Source organism: Nonomuraea sp. NPDC050680, from assembly GCF_040654555.1.
In the GTDB taxonomy this organism is placed as follows: domain Bacteria; phylum Actinomycetota; class Actinomycetes; order Streptosporangiales; family Streptosporangiaceae; genus Nonomuraea.
In genome coordinates this window covers 62,663-80,076 of the sequence record NZ_JBFAIF010000023.1, presented here as the reverse complement: position 1 = coordinate 80,076, position 17,414 = coordinate 62,663, and the positions used below count along the sequence as shown (strand labels likewise).

Annotated in this window: 15 protein-coding genes; 13 read left to right on the top strand and 2 right to left on the bottom strand. The window is 70.0% G+C overall.

Annotated features, from left to right (window positions below; all coding sequences use genetic code 11):
• Positions 1-50: 50 nt before the first annotated feature.
• Together AB0H88_RS43875 and AB0H88_RS43870 are read right to left on the bottom strand one after the other, a co-directional pair.
• Complete coding sequence (locus AB0H88_RS43875) at positions 51-1,628, bottom strand: family 10 glycosylhydrolase (protein ID WP_357654764.1); 1,578 nt, start codon at positions 1,626-1,628, stop codon at positions 51-53.
• 153 nt (positions 1,629-1,781) lie between these two features.
• The gene (locus AB0H88_RS43870) at positions 1,782-3,920 is read right to left on the bottom strand and encodes an elongation factor G-like protein EF-G2 (RefSeq protein ID WP_357654762.1); all 2,139 of its coding nucleotides are present in this window, start codon (positions 3,918-3,920) and stop codon (positions 1,782-1,784) included.
• 165 nt (positions 3,921-4,085) lie between these two features.
• Here AB0H88_RS43870 and pgsA point away from each other — a divergent pair, with 165 nt between their 5' ends.
• The 13 genes from pgsA to AB0H88_RS43805 all read left to right on the top strand — a co-directional run bounded on the left by pgsA (position 4,086) and on the right by AB0H88_RS43805 (position 17,280).
• Positions 4,086-4,697, top strand: coding sequence for a phosphatidylinositol phosphate synthase (pgsA, locus tag AB0H88_RS43865; protein WP_357654761.1), 612 nt, complete (start codon positions 4,086-4,088; stop codon positions 4,695-4,697).
• Entirely contained in the window at positions 4,694-5,602 is a 909-nt protein-coding gene (locus tag AB0H88_RS43860) for a phosphatidylinositol mannoside acyltransferase (RefSeq protein ID WP_357654760.1), read from the top strand. Before pgsA ends, AB0H88_RS43860 begins: the two co-directional genes overlap by 4 nt.
• The gene (locus AB0H88_RS43855) at positions 5,599-6,729 is read left to right on the top strand and encodes a glycosyltransferase family 4 protein (RefSeq protein WP_357654758.1); all 1,131 of its coding nucleotides are present in this window, start codon (positions 5,599-5,601) and stop codon (positions 6,727-6,729) included. The genes AB0H88_RS43860 and AB0H88_RS43855 overlap by 4 nt, the downstream gene beginning before the upstream one ends.
• Positions 6,726-7,268 (top strand): hypothetical protein, encoded by a 543-nt coding sequence (locus AB0H88_RS43850; RefSeq protein ID WP_357654756.1) that lies wholly within the window; start codon positions 6,726-6,728, stop codon positions 7,266-7,268. Before AB0H88_RS43855 ends, AB0H88_RS43850 begins: the two co-directional genes overlap by 4 nt.
• 77 nt (positions 7,269-7,345) lie before the next feature.
• Complete coding sequence (locus AB0H88_RS43845; protein WP_357654754.1) at positions 7,346-8,353, top strand: DUF3048 domain-containing protein; 1,008 nt, start codon at positions 7,346-7,348, stop codon at positions 8,351-8,353.
• A 108-nt stretch (positions 8,354-8,461) separates the two neighbouring features.
• The gene (pdxS, locus tag AB0H88_RS43840; protein WP_357654753.1) at positions 8,462-9,382 is read left to right on the top strand and encodes a pyridoxal 5'-phosphate synthase lyase subunit PdxS; all 921 of its coding nucleotides are present in this window, start codon (positions 8,462-8,464) and stop codon (positions 9,380-9,382) included.
• Between the two features lie 220 nt (positions 9,383-9,602).
• Positions 9,603-11,285, top strand: coding sequence for an alkaline phosphatase D family protein (locus tag AB0H88_RS43835; protein WP_357654751.1), 1,683 nt, complete (start codon positions 9,603-9,605; stop codon positions 11,283-11,285).
• A gap of 101 nt (positions 11,286-11,386) precedes the next feature.
• Positions 11,387-11,809, top strand: coding sequence for a MarR family transcriptional regulator (locus AB0H88_RS43830; RefSeq protein ID WP_225298175.1), 423 nt, complete (start codon positions 11,387-11,389; stop codon positions 11,807-11,809).
• Positions 11,810-11,852: 43 nt separating this feature from the next.
• Positions 11,853-13,016 carry an MFS transporter gene (locus AB0H88_RS43825; RefSeq protein ID WP_357654748.1) on the top strand — a complete coding sequence of 388 codons (1,164 nt, stop codon included), beginning with the start codon at positions 11,853-11,855 and terminating at the stop codon, positions 13,014-13,016.
• Between the two features lie 78 nt (positions 13,017-13,094).
• Entirely contained in the window at positions 13,095-13,673 is a 579-nt protein-coding gene (gene pdxT, locus AB0H88_RS43820; protein WP_357654746.1) for a pyridoxal 5'-phosphate synthase glutaminase subunit PdxT, read from the top strand.
• A gap of 3 nt (positions 13,674-13,676) precedes the next feature.
• Entirely contained in the window at positions 13,677-14,429 is a 753-nt protein-coding gene (locus AB0H88_RS43815) for a YebC/PmpR family DNA-binding transcriptional regulator (protein WP_357654744.1), read from the top strand.
• Between the two features lie 41 nt (positions 14,430-14,470).
• The gene (locus AB0H88_RS43810) at positions 14,471-16,111 is read left to right on the top strand and encodes a hypothetical protein (RefSeq protein ID WP_357654742.1); all 1,641 of its coding nucleotides are present in this window, start codon (positions 14,471-14,473) and stop codon (positions 16,109-16,111) included.
• 11 nt (positions 16,112-16,122) lie between these two features.
• A complete protein-coding gene (locus tag AB0H88_RS43805) occupies positions 16,123-17,280 on the top strand; it encodes a GNAT family N-acetyltransferase (protein ID WP_357654740.1) in 1,158 nt (385 codons plus the stop codon).
• Positions 17,281-17,414 lie beyond the last annotated feature (134 nt).

Below are 17,414 nucleotides of genomic sequence, written 5' to 3'. Positions count from 1 at the left end.
AGCATCGTCTCACCTCGCCATGGGTGGCGAGACCGTTCAGCTCCAGGCCCTCAGGCCGGGGCGACCGTCACCTTGGTGGGCTTGCTCTCGTTCTGCAGGCGGTCGAGGGAGGTCACCAGGTAGGTGCCCGGTGCGCTGGTGGTGAACGTGGGTGTGGTGACCACGGCCACCAGGTTGCGGGCGTCCACGGCCTGGCAGTCCTGACCCGACTTCGGGACCTCGTAGACCGCGTACGAGCGGGCGCCCTGGCTCGCGTTCCACGAGATGACCGAGCCGGCCGCCTTGACCGCGGCGGGTTTGGCCGGGGCCTCGCCGCCGCGCTCCTTGATGAGCGGTAGCAGCGCCGGGCGGCTGTAGTGCTCCTTGGCCAGGCGGTCGATGGCGCCCAGCGGGTTGCTGAGCAGCTGCGCGGCGCTGAAGTAGACGTCGCCGCCGATCTGCTGGTATTCGCGGTTGAGCGTCAGATGGGCCGACAGCTCGCCCGCCTTGGTCCACGCTTTGTCGTCCTTGGTGCCCACCCGGTAGAGGGCCTGGCCGATGTAGAGGTCGACGCCGGTGCCCTTGACCTCGTTGGCCCACCAGGGCGCCAGGGCCCGGTAGTCGGCCGCCTTGAAGCCGCGCGACCAGTAGAGCTGCGGCATCACGTAGTCGACCGTGCCCGCCTTGATCCAGTGCCGCGCATCCGCATAAATCGAGTCATAGGCCGACATGCCGGAGGTCTTGGAGCCCGTCGGATCGTCCGACTTGTTGCGCCAGATGCCGAACGGGCTGACGCCGAACTTGACGTACTTTTTGGTCGCGTGGACGGCCTCGTCGACCTGGGCGATCAGCTTGTCGACGTTGCCCCGTCGCCAGTCGGCCAGGTTCTTGCCCTTGCCGTACTTCGTAAAGGCGGCCGCGTCGTTGAACGTGCCGCCGCTGCCCGGGTACGGGTAGAAGTAGTCGTCGAAGTGCACGCCGTCGATGTCATAGCGGCGCGTCACGTCGGTGACGACCTTGGTGACGTGCTCGCGGACCTGCGGCAGACCGGGGTTGTAGTAGAGGCGCCCGTCATACTTGACGGTCCAGTTCGGGTGCTGCCGTGCCGGATGGTCAGCGGGCAGATCGGCCACGTCGCCGTCGTAGGAGGCGCGATAGGGGTTGAACCAGGCGTGGAACTCCAGGCCGCGCTTGTGGGCCTCGGCGATGAGGAACGGCAGCGGGTCCCAGCCCGGGTCCTTTCCTGCCGTACCGGTCAGATATTGCGTCCACGGCTCGATCGAGGACTTGTAGAGCGCGTCGGAGGCCGGCCGCACCTGTACGAACACCGCGTTGAAGCGGCGTTTGACCGCCGCGTCCAGAATCTGGAGGTATTCGGCCTGCTGCTTGGCGAGGGACAGGCCGGTGCGCGAGGGCCAGTCGATGTTCTTGACCGTGGCGATCCAGACGCCGCGCAGCTGACGTTTGGGGTAGCGGACGTCGGCCGTGCAGGCGTCCCCGTCCCGCAGGGTGGCCGCCGTCTTCTTCGCGGACGTGGCCGAGGCGGTCACCGCGGGTGTCTGCTTGGCTCCCGGTCCGAAGAGGTAGGCGGCGCCGACGGTGACGGTGGCGAGGGCGGCAGCGGCGATGAGAGGGCGTCCGGTTCGCATGATGTCCAAGTCTGGCATTGCCTCCGACGTGCGCAGGCCGGAAAAAAGAAATCGTTTCGTGATGTTCGAGTGGCCAGAGTAATGGATGGGCCGGGAGGGACGGCGTCCCTCCCGGCCTGAATCCGGCCTTTGGTCCCGGCCTGGAGCCGGATGTCAGTCCGTGACGGCGACCTTCTCCGCCACGTGCGTCGGCAGCGGCTCGTAACGTAGGAACGCCCGCTGGAAGGTCCCGGTGCCGTGCGACATGGAGCGCAGGTCGATCGCGTAGCGGGTGATCTCCAGCTCGGGCACCTCGGCCTTGACCAGGGTGCGTCCGGTGCCCACCGGCTCGGTGCCGAGCACCCGTCCGCGCCGCGACGACAGATCCGACATCACCGAGCCCACGTAGTCGTCGGCCACCAGCACCGACAGCTCGTCGACCGGCTCCAGCAGCAGCGTCGACACCTTCGAGGCGGCCTCCTTGAGCGCCAGCTGGCCGGCGATCTGGAAGGCCATGTCGGAGGAGTCGACCGAGTGGGCCTTGCCGTCGTACAGCGTGACGCGCACGTCCACCATCGGGTAGCCGGCGACGACGCCCCGCTCCATCTGGGCGCGTACGCCCTTCTCGACCGACGGGATGAACTGCCGGGGCACCACACCGCCGACGATCTTGTCCACGAACTCGAACCCGCCGCCGGACGGCAGGGGCTCCACTTCCAGATGGCAGATCGCGAACTGGCCGTGACCGCCCGTCTGCTTGACGTTGCGGCCCATCGCCTGGCACTTGCCGCCGAACGTCTCGCGCAGCGGCACCCGCAGGTCGATGCGTTCGACCTCGACGCCGTGCCGCTTGGACAGCCGGTCGAGCAGCACGTCGGTGTGGGCCTCGCCCATGCACCAGAGCACGAGCTGCCTGGTCTCGGCGTTGTTCTCCAGCCGGAGCGTCGGGTCCTCGGCCACCAGGCGGCCCAGCGCCTGCGACAGCTTGTCCTCGTCGGCCTTGGACTTGGCCTGGATGGCGACGGGGAGCAGCGGCTCGGGCGTCTCCCACGCCGTCATGAGCAGGGGCTTGTCCACCTCCGACAGCGTGTCGCCCGTCTCGGCCCGGGAGAGCTTGGCCACCGCGATGATGTCGCCCGCCACCCCCTTCGGCGCGCCGCGCTGCTGCTTGCCCAGCGGGCAGGTGAGGGTCCCGATGCGCTCGTCCACGTCGTGGTCCTCGTGCCCGCGCTCGGCCAGGCCGTGCCCTGACACGTGCACGGTCATGTCGGGGCGCAGGGAGCCGGAGAAGATGCGTACCAGGCTGATGCGGCCCACGTACGGGTCGCTGGTGGTCTTGACGACCTCGGCGACCAGCGGGCCGTCGGGGTCGCAGGTGATGCCCTTGACGGGCTTGCCGTCGAGGGAGGTGATCTCCGGCATCGGGTGTTCGAGCGGGGAGGGGAAGCCCTGCGTCATGAGTTCGAGCACCTCTTGGGCGCCCACGCCGATGCCGCTGCACAGCACGGGGAAGAAGCTGCCCCGGGCGACGGCCTTCTCGAGGTCCTCGATGAGGACCTTGGTGTCGATCGGCTCGCCCTCCAGGTAGCGCTCCATGAGCGACTCGTCTTCGCTCTCCTGGATGATGCCCTCGATCAGGACGCCGCGGTGCTCCTCGATCTGCGACTCGTACTCGGCGCCCGGGTCCTTCTCGGTGCGCGTGCCCGTGGCGTAGTTGTAGAACTTCTGCGACAGCAGGCCGATCAGGCCGTTGACGTGTCCGTTGGTGATCACCGGCAGGTAGAGGGGGGCCACGCCGTCGCCGAAGACGTCCTGGCAGGTGGCGAGGACCTCGTCGAAGTCGGCCCGCTGGTGGTCGATCTTGGTGATCACGACGGCTCTGGGCATGCCGACCTGGCTGCACTCCTCCCACAGCATCTGGGTCAGCCCGTCGATGCCCTCCGCGGCCGACACGACGAAGAGGGCGGCGTCGGCCGCGCGCAGTCCGGCGCGCAGATCGCCCACGAAGTCGGCGTAACCGGGGGTGTCCAGTAGATTGATCTTGATGCTGTTGTGCACCAGCGGCGCGAGTGACAGGTTCACCGAGCGCTGCTGCCGTACCTCCACCTCGTCGAAGTCGCTGACCGTGTTGCCGTCCTCCACCCGGCCGGCCCGCTGAACGGTGCCCGTCGCGGCCAGGAGCTGCTCCACGAGGGTTGTCTTACCCGCCCCTGAATGGCCGACCAGCACGACATTGCGTATCGCATCCGCCCTGTCGGCCGCTGGTGCCCTGCCCGCGGCTCCCATGGCATGACCAGGGTTCTTCTCTGCCACATTCGCCTCCCGCGTCGTCGGTTGACGTGCCAACGCCGCGCCCGAGCGAGGGGACAGAAACCGCATGGACGCGGTGTGTTCACCAAATACCCCTGTGGCGAATATCACAAGGGGGGTGGGGCAAAGAAAGTCGTCGGCTCGTAAATGGCCTACGATCAGACCGCGATGCTGAAACTCCTGCGCCCGGCCATGACCCGGATACTCACCCCGCTGGGCAGGGCTCTCGCCGCCCGCGGAATCGGGCCGAACGTCGTCACGGCGATCGGCACGATCGGCACCGTCGTCTGCGCCCTGCTCTTCTTCCCCCTGGGCCAGCTGTCCTGGGGCGCCCTGCTGATCACGGTGTTCGTGCTGTTCGACCTGCTCGACGGCCTGGTGGCCCGGCTCGGCGGCAAGGGCGGCAGCACCTGGGGGGCCTTCCTCGACTCCACCCTGGACCGGGTGGCCGACTCGGCCATCTTTGCCGGGCTGATTCTTTACTTCATCTCGAAGGACGACGCCCTGATGGCCGCGGTGACGCTGGCCGGCCTGGTCGCCGGGACGCTGGTGTCCTACGCCAAGGCCAGGGCGGAGGGCCTCGGGCTCACCTGTGACGTGGGGCTGGCCGAGCGGCCGGAGCGGCTGGTCGTCGCGCTGGTGGCCACCTTCTTCGCCGGGCTCGGCGTGCCGTACGTCCTGCCCGCGGGGATGTGGCTGCTGGCGCTGGCCGGCGCGGTCACGGTGGTGCAACGGGTGGTCCACGTCCACTCACAGACGCGGCAGACGAGGGAGCGATGAGCCAGAAGACGTCGGTTACCGATCGGGTCGTAGCCGCGGGTTTCGCGGCCGGTTGGAAGCTCGTCCCGCTGCTGCCCCAGCGCGCGACCGCGGGGGCGTTCCGGCTGCTGGCCGACCGGGTGTGGCGCAGGCGCGGCCCCTCGGTGCGCCGCCTGGAGTCCAACCTGGCCAGAGTGACCGGGCTCGATCCCGGCAGCGCCGAGCTGCGTGAGCTGAGCAGGGCCGGCATGCGCTCCTACTTCCGCTACTTCCACGAGGTGTTCCGGCTGCCGTCGATGCGCCGCGAGGACATCGTCCGCCGCACGCACGTGACCGGCGCCGAGCACATCCACGACACGGTGGCCGCCGGGCGCGGGGTGGTGCTGGCGCTGCCGCACATGGGCAACTGGGACCAGGCCGGCGCGTGGCTGGTGGGCGTGGGCCACCCGTTCGCGACCGTCGCGGAGCGGCTCAAGCCCGAGTCGCTGTTCCGCCGCTACGTCGCCTTCCGCGAGGGGCTGGGCATGGAGGTGCTGCCGCTCACGGGTGGTGACGGCCACAACTTCGGGACCCTGGCCACGCGCGTACGCCGGGGCGGCGTCGTCTGCCTGCCCGCCGAGCGCGACCTGACCAAGAGCGGCATCGAGGTGCGCTTCTTCGGCTCGGCCACCAAGGTGCCCGCCGGCCCGCCGCTGCTGGCCGTCCAGACGGGCGCGGCGCTGCTGCCCGCCACCGTCTACTTCCACGGTGACGACTGGGGGATCGACATCCACGAGGAGATCCCCGTGCCCGAGGAGGGCACCAGACAGGACAAGGTCGCCATCGTGGCGCAGCGGCTGACGGACGTCTTCGAGAAGGGCATCGCCGAGCACCCGGAGGACTGGCACATGCTGCAGCGGCTCTGGCTGGAGGACCTGGCGAGATGAAGGTGGGCATCGTCTGTCCCTATTCCTGGGACATGCCCGGCGGGGTCAAACAGCACATCGACGACCTGGCCCAGGCGCTCATCGCGCAGGAGCACGAGGTCTCGGTCATCGCGCCGGCCGCCGACGACGAGGAACTGCCTCCTTACGTGACGGGCGCGGGCCGGGCCATCCCGGTGCCCTACAACGGGTCGGTGGCCAGGATGTCGTTCGGCTTCATCTCGGCGGCCCGGGTGCGGCGCTGGGTGCGCGACGGCCACTTCGACGTGCTGCACATCCACGAGCCGCTGGTGCCGAGCCTGGGCGTGCTGGCCTGCTGGGCGGCCAAGGGGCCGATCGTGGCCACCTTCCACGCCTCCTGGACGCGCTCGCGGGCCATCGCGGTGGCCGAGCCGGTGCTGCGCAGCGCCCTGGAGAAGCTCAGCGGGCGTATCGCGGTCTCCGACGCGGCCCGCAAGAGCCTGGTCGAGCAGTTCGGCGGTGACACCGTGCTGATCCCCAACGGCGTGACCGTCAGCCGCTACGCCCACGCCGAGCCGCTCGACGGCTGGGGGCCCGACGGTGCCACGATCGGCTTCCTCGGCCGGATGGACGAGGAGCGCAAGGGCCTGCCGATCCTGCTGGACGCCTTCAAGCCGCTGGCCGCCGAACGTCCGAAGCTCAAGCTGCTCATCGCCGGGCCGGGCGATGCCAAGGACGTCTACGACCGGGTGCCCAAGGAACTGCACGACCGGGTCACCGTGCTCGGCATGGTCAGCGAGGCCGACAAGATCCGCGCCTACCACTCGGTCGACGTGTTCTGCGCGCCCAACACCCGGGGCGAGAGCTTCGGCATCGTGCTGGCCGAGGCCATGGCCTCCGGCGCGACCGTGCTGGCCAGCGACATCCCCGCCTTCCGCAAGGTGCTGGGCGAGGGCCAGGCGGGCGCGCTGTTCGCCAACGGCGACCCGGCCTCGCTGGCCCGCGAGGCGGCCGCGCTGCTCGACGCCCCGGAGCGCCGCGCGAAGCTGGCCGAGGAGGCGCTGGTCGCGGTCGGCAAGTACGACTGGTCGACGGTCGCCCGTGACGTGGTCCGGGTCTACGAGACGGTGACGGCCAGCGGCGCGGGCGGCGTGGAGGAAGATCTGTGACCTCGACCATGATCGTGCTGATCGCGGGCCTCGTCGTGGTGCTCACGGCCGTCTACATCTCCTGGCGGGCGGGCCGCCTCGACCGGTTGCACATCCGGCTTGAGCTGGCCCGCGAGGCGCTCGACGCCGCGCTCATGCGGCGCCGGGCCGTGGTGCTGGAGCTGGCCGGCTCCCGGCTGCTCGATCCGGCGACCTCGCTGGTGCTGGCCGCGGCGGCGCACGAAGCCAGGATGGCCGGGCCGGACGATCGCGAGCACGCCGAGAGCGACCTGTCGGGCGCGCTGCGTGCCGTGGTCGACCAGGAGCGCTTCACCGAGAAACTGTCGGAGTCGCCCGGCGGACAGGCGCTGCTCGAAGAGCTCGGCGCGGCCGTGGCCAAGGTCGTCTATTCGCGTCGTTTCTACAACAGCGCCGTGGGTGTCACCCGTACGGCCCAGCGGCGCTGGCTCGCCAGAGTTCTTCGCCTGGCCGGACATACCGAATACCCCCAATTCTTCGAAATAGATGACAATCCGCCCGCGACTATGGCAACTGAATGACCCGATTTGCAGAGCGCCGGTAGGCTTCTTCCGTTTCTTGGCCCATGCGGAGGAGTACACAGGTGCGGCTACCTCGGATGATTACCGTGACGCTGGCCGGAGCGGCGGTTCTGCTGCCGGTCGCGGCCTGCTCGTCGAACGAGCCCGCAGCGGGCAAGGCGCCGCAGGCGGCCACGGCGTCCCCGACCGAGGAGCCCGCGGCCGAGCCCGGCAAGACCCACCCGTTCACCGGACTGCCGATGGAGGGCGCCGCCAAGCCGGTGCTCGCCGTGAAGATCGAGAACACCGCCGCCGGCAAGCCCCAGCTCGGGCTCAAGAGCGCGGACATCGTCTACATCGAGCAGGTCGAGGCCGGTCTGACCCGTCTGATGGCGGTCTTCTCCTCCAAGCTGCCCGCCAAGGTGGGGCCCGTACGCAGTGCCCGCATCTCCGACCTGCACATCGTGCCGCAGTTCGGCAAGCCCGCCTTCGCCTACTCGGGCGTGCAGTCGCTGATGCTGCCGTTCATGGCCAAGGCGTCGCTGTACGACGTCGGCGACACCCGCAACCCGGGCGCCTTCTTCCGCCAGCCGGGCCGCTTCGCCCCCTACAACCTGTTCGCCACCACCAAGAAGCTGCTGTCGCACGCCCCGGGCGCCGACAAGGCCAAGGACATCGGCTTCACCTTCGGCGACGCCCCGGCCGACGGCGGCGTCGACAAGAAGTCCTACAGCGTCAAGTGGCCCGGCGCGCGCTTCACCTTCGGCTGGTCCGAGACGGACAAGAAGTGGCTGATCTGGCAGGACGGCAAGAAGGACATGGCGGCGGAGGGCGGCCAACTCGGCGCGCCCACGATCGTCGTGCAGTACACCAAGACCGAGCGCTCCCAGTTCCACGACAAGAACCAGAGCTACACGCCCCTGGTGCACAGCGTCGGCAAGGGCTCGGCGGTGGTGCTGCGCGACGGCAAGGCGTACAAGGCGAAGTGGGAGCGGAAGTCCGAGGAGAGCGGCACGACGTTCACCACGGAGAGTGGCGAGCCGATGAACTTCGCGCCCGGCCAGGTCTGGGTCGCGCTCGCCAGCCGCAAGCCCGTGATCCCCTGAAATGCGCACCTAGATGTACAAGAGGGCTGAGAAATACTGACACGGTGGCGTGTCAGGGGAGAGGCCCTCAGGACCTACCATGGGTTTGATAACTTACCGTTCGCCTTTGTGAGGAAGACCGTCGTGTCCAGCACGCCCGAAAACACCCCCGTCACCGGCACCGCGCGCGTCAAGCGTGGCATGGCCGAGATGCTCAAGGGCGGCGTCATCATGGACGTCGTCACCCCCGAGCAGGCGAAGATCGCCGAAGACGCCGGCGCCGTTGCCGTGATGGCCCTGGAGCGCGTGCCCGCCGACATCCGCGCACAGGGCGGCGTGTCCCGGATGAGCGATCCCGACATGATCGACGGCATCATCGCCGCCGTGTCGATCCCGGTCATGGCCAAGGCCCGCATCGGCCACTTCACCGAGGCCCGCGTGCTGCAGGCCCTGGGCGTCGACTACGTCGACGAGTCCGAGGTGCTGACCCCGGCCGACTACGCCAACCACATCGACAAGTGGCAGTTCACCGTGCCCTTCGTGTGCGGCGCGACGAACCTGGGCGAGGCTCTGCGCCGCATCACCGAGGGCGCGGCCATGATCCGCTCCAAGGGTGAGGCCGGCACCGGCGACGTCTCCAACGCGGTCACCCACATGCGGACGATCCGCGGCGAGCTCAAGCGGCTCAGCTCGCTGCCCGAGGACGAGCTCTACGTCGCGGCCAAGGAGCTGCAGGCGCCCTACGAGCTGGTCGCCGAGGTGGCCCGCACCGGCAAGCTGCCCGTCGTGCTGTTCACCGCGGGCGGCATCGCCACCCCGGCCGACGCCGCGATGATGATGCAGCTCGGCGCCGAGGGCGTGTTCGTCGGCTCCGGCATCTTCAAGTCGGGCGACCCGGCCAAGCGCGCCGCCGCCATCGTCAAGGCCACCACGTTCTACGACGACCCCGATGTCATCGCCAAGGTCTCGCGCGGGCTGGGCGAGGCGATGGTCGGCATCAACGTCGACGACATCCCCCAGCCGCACCGGCTCGCCGAGCGCGGTTGGTGACACCGGCCGCTGTGCGGCGTGTCGCCGCAGGTCACGCGCGACTCGGGATGAAATGATCTAGTACGCCGGGCACACCGCCACGACGACGGAAATTTCCGAATAGGGCGATATCCGTGAAGGATGTCGCCTTTTTCGTGTTAGGTGGTGTTCACCCGGGCGTCACGATTCTGAGTCAGGCTACGGGACGCCCCCTCCCCGTTGATCGTCCCAGGAGCGCCCCGTGTCCAAGCTCAATCGCCGGCACTTCCTCGTCGCCGGGTTAACCGCGGGTGCCGCCGCGGCTCTCCCGGCCACCGCCGCCCACGCCGACCCCACGCCGGACCCCGCCGCCGAGACCGCCCAGAGCCTGGCCTCGCGTGGCCTGACGACCGACCCGTTCACGCTCGGCGTCGCGAGCGGTGACCCCGACCACGAGGGCTTCGTGCTGTGGACCCGGCTGGCCCAGCAGCCGCTGGCCGAGGACGGTTTCGGTGGTATGCCGCAGCGGCCGTTCCCCGTGCTGTGGCAGATCTACTCCGACGAGCGCTGCCGCCGCGTGGTCCGCAGCGGCGTCACCGTGGCAGCCCCCGAATGGGGCCACAGCGTGCACGTCGAGGCTGACAGTCTCGGCTCCGACCGTGAGTACTGGTACCGCTTCCGCGTCGGCCCGTACGTCTCGCCCGTCGGCCGGGCCAGGACCGCCCCGCACCCGCTGTCGTACGGCGGCGCGCTGTCGATGGCCTTCGTCTCCTGCGCCCAGTACGAGCACGGCTACTTCACCTCCTACCGCAGGCTGGCCGAGGAGCACCCGGACCTCATCCTGCACCTGGGCGACTACCAGTACGAGTACACCAAGAACACCTACAACATCCCCGGCGGAAACGTCCGCGACCACGAGGGTCCCGAGACCGTCACGCTGGCCAACTACCGCCAGCGCCACGCCCAGTACAAGGCCGACCCCGATCTTCAGGCAGCCCACGCCGCCGCCCCCTGGCTCGTCGTCTTCGACGACCACGAGGTGGACAACAACTGGGCCGACGAGGTCCCGGAGCACGCCGAGGACCAGCCGACCTTCCTGCAGCGCCGCGAGGCCGCCTTCCGGGCCTACTACGAGAACATGCCGCTGCGCCGTACCTCCATCCCGCGCGGCATCGACATGCAGCTCTACCGGCGCGTGCGCTGGGGCCGGATGGCCAGTTTCCACATGCTCGACACCCGCCAGTACCGCGACGACCAGGGCTGCGGCGACGGCTACAAGGACTGCCCGGCCGCGGTGGACCCGAGCAGGTCCATCACCGGCGCGGCGCAGGAGGAGTGGCTGGTCGACGGCTTCCACAAGTCGCGGGCGCAGTGGGACATCATCGGCCAGCAGGTCTTCTTCGCCCAGCGTGACAACAACGCCGGCCCGGCCAAGGTGACCAGCATGGACGCCTGGGACGGGTACGTCGCCTCCCGCCAGCGGATCACGCAGGGCTGGGTCGACGCCAAGATCCGCAACCCCGTCGTGCTGACCGGTGACGTGCACGCGCACTGGGCCAGCGACCTGAAGCTGAACTACGACGACCCGACCGGCCCGAGCGTGGGCTCCGAACTGGTGGCCAGCTCGATCTCCACCGGCGGCGACGGCACGGACTCCGACCCGGCCACGCACCCGTTCCTGGCCATCAACCCGCACCTGAAGTTCTACAACAACCAGCGCGGCTACGTGCTGACGAGGATCGAGCGCGACGCGCTCACCGCGGACTTCAAGGTGGTGCCCCACCTGCGGGAGCCCGGCGCGGAGGCGTACACGAGGGCGACGTTCGTGGTCGAGGACCGCGTCCCCGGCGTGCAGCAGACGTACCTGCGCCCGCTCGACCCGTCCGTGCTCGCGCGGCGCGTAACGGTGGACGAGACCGTCCGCCTGGAGACCGAACGCCCGTAATTTCCGGTAAGGCGGCATGTCCGGTAAGGCGGCGTCCGAGAGGGCGCCGCCTTTTCCATGCCCGGAATATTAGCCAGGCTAAGTTAGTTAGGCTAAGTATCATGAGGGACGATCCCACCGAACTGGCCGAACAGGTCTCCGCCGTGCTCCGCCACCTGGTGCTGCTGCTCAGGCGCACGGTGGCGGGCCAGCCGGTCACCAGCCAGCAGTACGCCGTTCTCGGCTCCCTGGAGCCCGGCCCGCGCCGGATGACGGAGCTGGCCGAGGAGCACGCCGTACAACTGCCCACCATGTCCGTGCAGATCAACCGCCTGGAAGAGGCGGGGCTGGTGGCCAGAGGGTCCGACCCGGCCGACGCCCGCGTCAGAGCGGTCGAGCTCACCGACGAGGGCCGCGTCCGGCTGCGGGCCGTACGCCAGGCCAGGATCGCCCACCTCAGCCGAGAACTGGCGGCGCTCAGCGATGACGAGCGAGCCGCCCTGGCGGTCGCCTTGCCGGCATTGGCAAAGCTCGGCCGCACATGAGAGGAGCACTATGCAGTCCGGTGGCGGAATCCTTCGTCAGCCGATGTCCGTCTGGGCCACCGCCTTCGCCGCGGTGGTCGCCTTCATGGGCATCGGTCTCGTCGACCCCATCCTGCCGTCCATCGCCCAAGGTCTGAAGGCCACGCCCAGCCAGGTGTCATTGCTGTTCACCAGCTACTTCCTGGTGACCGCCGTCGCCATGCTGCTGACCGGCTGGGTCTCCAGCCGCATCGGCGGCAAGCGCACCCTGCTGGCCGGGCTCGCGCTGGTCATCGTCTTCGCCGCGCTCGCGGGCACCTCCACCAGCGTCGCCGAACTCGTCGGCTTCCGCGCCGGCTGGGGCCTGGGCAACGCGCTGTTCGTGGCCACCGCGCTCGCCGTCATCGTCGGCGCGGCCAGCGGCGGCGGCGCTGCGGCCATCATCCTGTACGAGGCCGCGCTCGGCCTGGGCATCTCCGCCGGCCCGCTGGCCGGCGCGCTGCTCGGCGACTGGAACTGGCGAGCCCCCTTCTTCGGCACCGCCACGTTGATGGCCGCCGGATTCGTGCTGATCGCCACACTGCTGGAGACGACGCCCAAGCCCGCCGTCAGGACCAAGCTGAGCGCGCCCCTCCGGGCCCTGACCCATGGAGGACTGTCCACCACGGCCTTCACCGCGCTGTTCTACAACTTCGCGTTCTTCACGATCCTCGCCTTCACCCCGTTCATCCTGCACATGAGCGCCTACGGCATCGGCGCGGTGTTCTTCGGCTGGGGTGTGTGCGTGGCGCTCGCCTCGGTGTTCGGCGCGCCGCCGCTGCAGCGCCGGATCGGCTCGGTGAACGTCCTGCACCTGGCGCTGGCCCTGCTGGCCGTCCTCCAGGTCGGCATCGCCGTGTCGGGACACGCCGGGATCATCGTCTGCACGATCCTGTCCGGCATCCCGATCGGCCTGAACAACACCGTCTTCACCGAGTCGGCCATGGAGGTCTCCGACGCGCCCCGGCCCGTCGCCTCCGCCGGCTACAACTTCGTCCGCTGGATGGGCGGCGCGCTGGCCCCCTTCATCGCCACCAAGCTGGGCGAGGAACTCGGCGCCCCGGTCCCGTACGCGCTCGGCGCCCTCTGCTGCCTGATCGGCATGGCCATCCTGTACGCCCGGCGCCACCACCTGAGCGCCCTGTCCCGCGTGGACGTCGTGGCCCAGGAGACCGCCGCGGTGGCGTGATCGCCGCCCTCTAGGAAGATCCCAGGCCGTCCTGGTGTTGAATTGTCGGAAACCCGTAAGCCGGACGGAAGGATCCCCGTGCCCACGATCGGTGTACTCGCTCTCCAGGGAAGCGTGCGCGAGCATGTGCGCATGCTCCAGGAGGCCGGCGCGTCGGCCATCGCCGTACGCCGGCCCGCCGAGCTGGACACGGTCGACGGCCTGGTCATCCCCGGCGGCGAGTCGACCACTATGTGGAAGCTCGCCGACACCTTCGACCTGCTCGAACCCCTGCGGATGCGGATCAAGGATGGCATGCCCGCGTACGGCTCCTGCGCCGGCATGATCATGCTGGCCGACCGGATCGAGGACGGCGCCGAGGGACAGCAGACCATCGGCGGCATCGACATGGTCGTCAGGCGCAACGCCTTCGGCCGCCAGATCGACTCCTTCGAGTCCGATCTGGACTTCGCCGGCGAGCGGGTGCACGCCATCTTCATCCGCGCCCCGTGGGTCGAATCGCTCGGCAGGGACGTCGAAGTGCTGGGCATCGCCGAGCCTGGGGATAGGATCGTCGCGGTCCGCCAAGGACCGCTGCTCGCGACCTCGTTCCACCCTGAGCTGACGGGTGACACGCGCGTGCACCGATACTTCGTAGACATGCTGAGGGAGCTCTAGGTAATGTCCGGCCACTCCAAATGGGCGACGACGAAGCACAAGAAGGCCGCGCTCGACGCCAAGCGCGGCAAGCTGTTCGCGAAGCTCATCAAGAACATCGAGGTGGCGGCCCGGACCGGCGGTCCTGATCCGGACGCCAACCCGACGCTCTTCGACGCCATCTTCAAGGCCAAGAAGAACTCGGTGCCCAACGACAACATCGAGCGGGCCCGCAAGCGCGGCGGCGGCCTGGAGGCGGGCGGCGCCGACTGGCAGACCATCATGTACGAGGGCTACGCGCCCGGCGGCGTCGCGGTGCTCATCGAGTGCCTCACCGACAACCGCAACCGCGCGGCCTCCGAGGTGCGCGTCGCGCTCACCCGCAACGGTGGCTCGCTGGCCGACCCCAACTCGGTGTCCTACATGTTCCACCGCAAGGGCGTCGTGCTCGTGCCCAAGCAGGGGCTCGACGAGGACGACGTGCTGACGGCCGTGCTGGAGGCGGGTGCCGAGGAGGTCAACGACCTGGGCGACTCCTTCGAGGTCGTCTCCGAGGCCGGGGACCTGGTGCCGGTGCGCAAGGCGCTCCAGGAGGCGGGCATCGACTACGACTCCGCCGAGTCGAGCTTCCTGCCCACGATGAGCGTGCCGCTCGACGAGGACGGTGCCAAGAAGGTGTTCCGCCTCATCGACGCACTCGAGGACAGCGACGACGTGCAGAACGTCTTCGCCAACTTCGACGTCTCCGACGAGATCATGGAGAAGCTGGAAGCGTGATGGCGCACGCCTGATCTGAGTCCGCTGTAGGGTCGGGCGTCGTGACCTCCCCCCATACCTCTACCGACATCTCGCCCGCCTTCGCGTCTCCAGCCCTCGGCTGGCTGCTCCTGCTGCCGGCCCTGCTGGGCACGTTGATCACCTTGCTCCTGCCCACCGTCCAGACGATCCTGCTCAGCCTCCAGTCGGCCGGGCTCACCGGCCCGAGCGTCTTCGTGGGACTCGCCAACTACGGCCAGGTGCTGGGTCAAGGGGCGTTCTGGAAGGCACTGGTCTTCACGCTGTCCATAACGGTCATCCCGCTGCTGGTGGCCGTGGTGGTCGGACCGCTGCTCGCGCTGGCGCTCGACTGGTCGGGCGCCTGGCCGAGGCGGGCCGGGCGGATCGTGCTGTCCCTCGCCCTGGTGGCCTTCTCCCCGGTGGCCGTGGCGCTCTCCTGGATGCGCGGGCTGATGTCCGACGCGTCCGGTCTGGCCACGATGGCCGAGGGCCTGCGCGATCCCGCCACGGCTCCGGGAACGCTCCAGCTCATCATGGCCGCCGCCACCTTCGGCGTGGTCTGCGCGCTGGCGACGATGGCCTTCCTGCCCGCGCTGCGCGGCGGCACCGTCTCACCGGCCCTGCTGGCCGTGGGCGGGCTCGTCGCCCTGGCGATGGTCGCCGCCGGGCTGCAGACGTTCGCGATCGGGCTGACCCTGACGCACGGCGGGCCCAACGGGTCCACACAGACGCTGAGCCTCGTCCAGTACACCTACGCGTTCATGGTGGGCAGGGTCGGGCTGGGCGCCACGGTGGCGACCATCATGGGGGTGGTCCTGGGCGTCCTGGGGATCGGCGCGGTCTGCGTGGCGGCGGCGAGCGGCATGCGCATCACGGTCGAGCCCCGAGAGGCGACCGCGCGGGCGGAGAGCGCCGCCGCACGGTCCGGCTCCGGGGCCAAGGTGGTCGTCGGCGTGGTGGCGCTGGTCATCGTCGCCGCCGTCGGGCTCGCCTTGACCTGGCCGTGGCTGTCGGCGCTGCTGGCGCCCGCCCAGCCGGGATCCGCGGCCCCGTCCGGGCTGGGCACCGTTGTCAACACCTGGGCGCCCGCCCTGATCGGCGCGCTGGTGTCGGTGGGCGTCGCCTACCTCGGGGCGCTCGGCATCGGCGGGCTGCGGCCGCTGGGTCGTAGGAGCGAGTGGCTGCTGCTCGTGTTCGCCCCCTGGCTGTTCGTCGGGATGGGCCCGCTGAGCCTGGCCGATTGGCGCACCATCCGCGGCATGAGCCTGATCGACTCCTTCATCGCCCTCGTCCAGCCGGTGCTGGTCAGCGTGCCCGCCCTGCTGATCCTGACGCTGCTGTGCAAGGGGCTGGCCGCGCGTACCGGCAAGGACTTCCTGAGCGGCGTGGTCCTGCCCTCACTCCCCATGGCCGGCATCCTCGTGCTGGCCATCACACTCGTGAACGGCCAGGACCTCCTGTGGCCCCTGCTGGTCGCCCAGGACCCCGGCCTGGCCACCGCGCCGGTCCAGCTGCTCACCCGGTCGAGCGGCTACAGCGCGGCCCCGCCCGACGTCGGCCTGGCCACGCCGCTTGCCGTGGTCGCCGTGGCACTGATCGGGATCGTCGCCGCGCAGCTGCTCTACCTCGACCGGCTCGCCATCACCGTGGGCCGTTCGCGGGCGGACCTCTCACCTGCGTAAATTGTGGGACCGTGGACATCCGTGATGTGACCTCCGACGACCTCGACGCCGTTCTTGACCTCCGCCAGCGCTCCTTCGGCCTGATCCCGGCCGCCGAGCGGGAGCGCTGGCGAAAGGCGGCGCTGCCGGCGCTGGCCGAGGGCCGCTACCTGGGCATGTTCGACGGGACCAGGCTGGTCGCGACCTCGCGGCTGAGCCCGTTCACCCAGTGGTGGCACGGCAAGCCGCAGCCCATGGCCGGGGTCGCGGCCGTCACCGTCAGCCCGGAGGATCGGGGCAAGGGCGTCGGCGGGCGGCTCATGCGGGCCACCGTGGAGCGGGCCGTGGCCTTCGGCGACGCCGTGTCCGCGCTCTATCCGGCGACCACGCCGCTGTACCGCTCGGCCGGCTACGAGCACGCGGGAGCGCAGCAGCGCGTCACGCTCCCGGCCGAGTCGCTGCGGACGATCCCGCCGAGCGGCCGGGTCGAGCTGCGCAGGATGGGTCCCGGCGACGCGGCCGAGGTGGTCTCGGTGCTGCGGCGGGCACACGGCGCCGCGCGCGCCTCCGGCCCCGTCTCATGGGACGAGCGCACCTGGGCGCTGCGGCTCGGCGAGGAGGACGACTTCCTCTATCTGGCCCCGGACGGCTACGTCGTCTACCGCTGGGACGGCCCGGACATCGAGGTCGACAACCTCGTCGCCGAGTCCGAGGAGAGCGCCAGGGCGCTGTGGTCGCTGGTGGGCACCGCGTCGTCGATGGCCGAGCACGTCACCGCCAACGTCGCGCCCGACGACCCGGTGCTGTGGCTGCTGCGTGAGCGGTCCACGGAGCAGATCAAGCAGGTGCGGTGGATGTTCCGCGTCCTCGACGTGGCGGCGGCCGTGGAGCGCAGGGGATACCCGGCCGCCGTCGCGGGTGAGGCGGTCGTCGAGGTGACCGACCGGCTGCGGGCGGGCAACACGGGACGCTGGCGGCTGGAGTTCTCCGGCGGCTCCGGGGCCGCCACCCCGCTCGGGGGCTCGGGGGAGTCCGGGGCGATGCTGTCGATCAATGGCCTCTCCGCCCTGTACGCCGGGATCCCGGCGGCCACGCTGCGGCGCGGCGGTCTCATGTCCGGGCACGAGCGCTACGACGAGTTGCTGGACACCGTCTTCGCCGCCAAGCCGTACATGCTGGACTACTTCTGACCGCCCCATCCACATCCGTTCCCCGGCGGGCCCACGGTGGCGGGCGTTCTGGACGGCTGGCCCAGGCTCGCGCGCGTTCCCGACGGCTGGCCCAGGCTCGCGCGCGTTCCCGACGACCGGCCCACGCTCGCGCG

Coding starts and splice junctions, on each gene's coding strand:
- AB0H88_RS43825 (WP_357654748.1), top strand. CDS start 11,853: ATGTCCGTCTGGGCCACCGCCTTCGCCGCGGTGGTCGCCTTCATGGGC.
- AB0H88_RS43845 (WP_357654754.1), top strand. CDS start 7,346: ATGATTACCGTGACGCTGGCCGGAGCGGCGGTTCTGCTGCCGGTCGCG.
- AB0H88_RS43855 (WP_357654758.1), top strand. CDS start 5,599: ATGAAGGTGGGCATCGTCTGTCCCTATTCCTGGGACATGCCCGGCGGG.
- pgsA (WP_357654761.1), top strand. CDS start 4,086: ATGCTGAAACTCCTGCGCCCGGCCATGACCCGGATACTCACCCCGCTG.
- AB0H88_RS43860 (WP_357654760.1), top strand. CDS start 4,694: ATGAGCCAGAAGACGTCGGTTACCGATCGGGTCGTAGCCGCGGGTTTC.
- AB0H88_RS43815 (WP_357654744.1), top strand. CDS start 13,677: ATGTCCGGCCACTCCAAATGGGCGACGACGAAGCACAAGAAGGCCGCG.
- AB0H88_RS43830 (WP_225298175.1), top strand. CDS start 11,387: ATGAGGGACGATCCCACCGAACTGGCCGAACAGGTCTCCGCCGTGCTC.
- AB0H88_RS43875 (WP_357654764.1), bottom strand. CDS start 1,628: ATGCGAACCGGACGCCCTCTCATCGCCGCTGCCGCCCTCGCCACCGTC.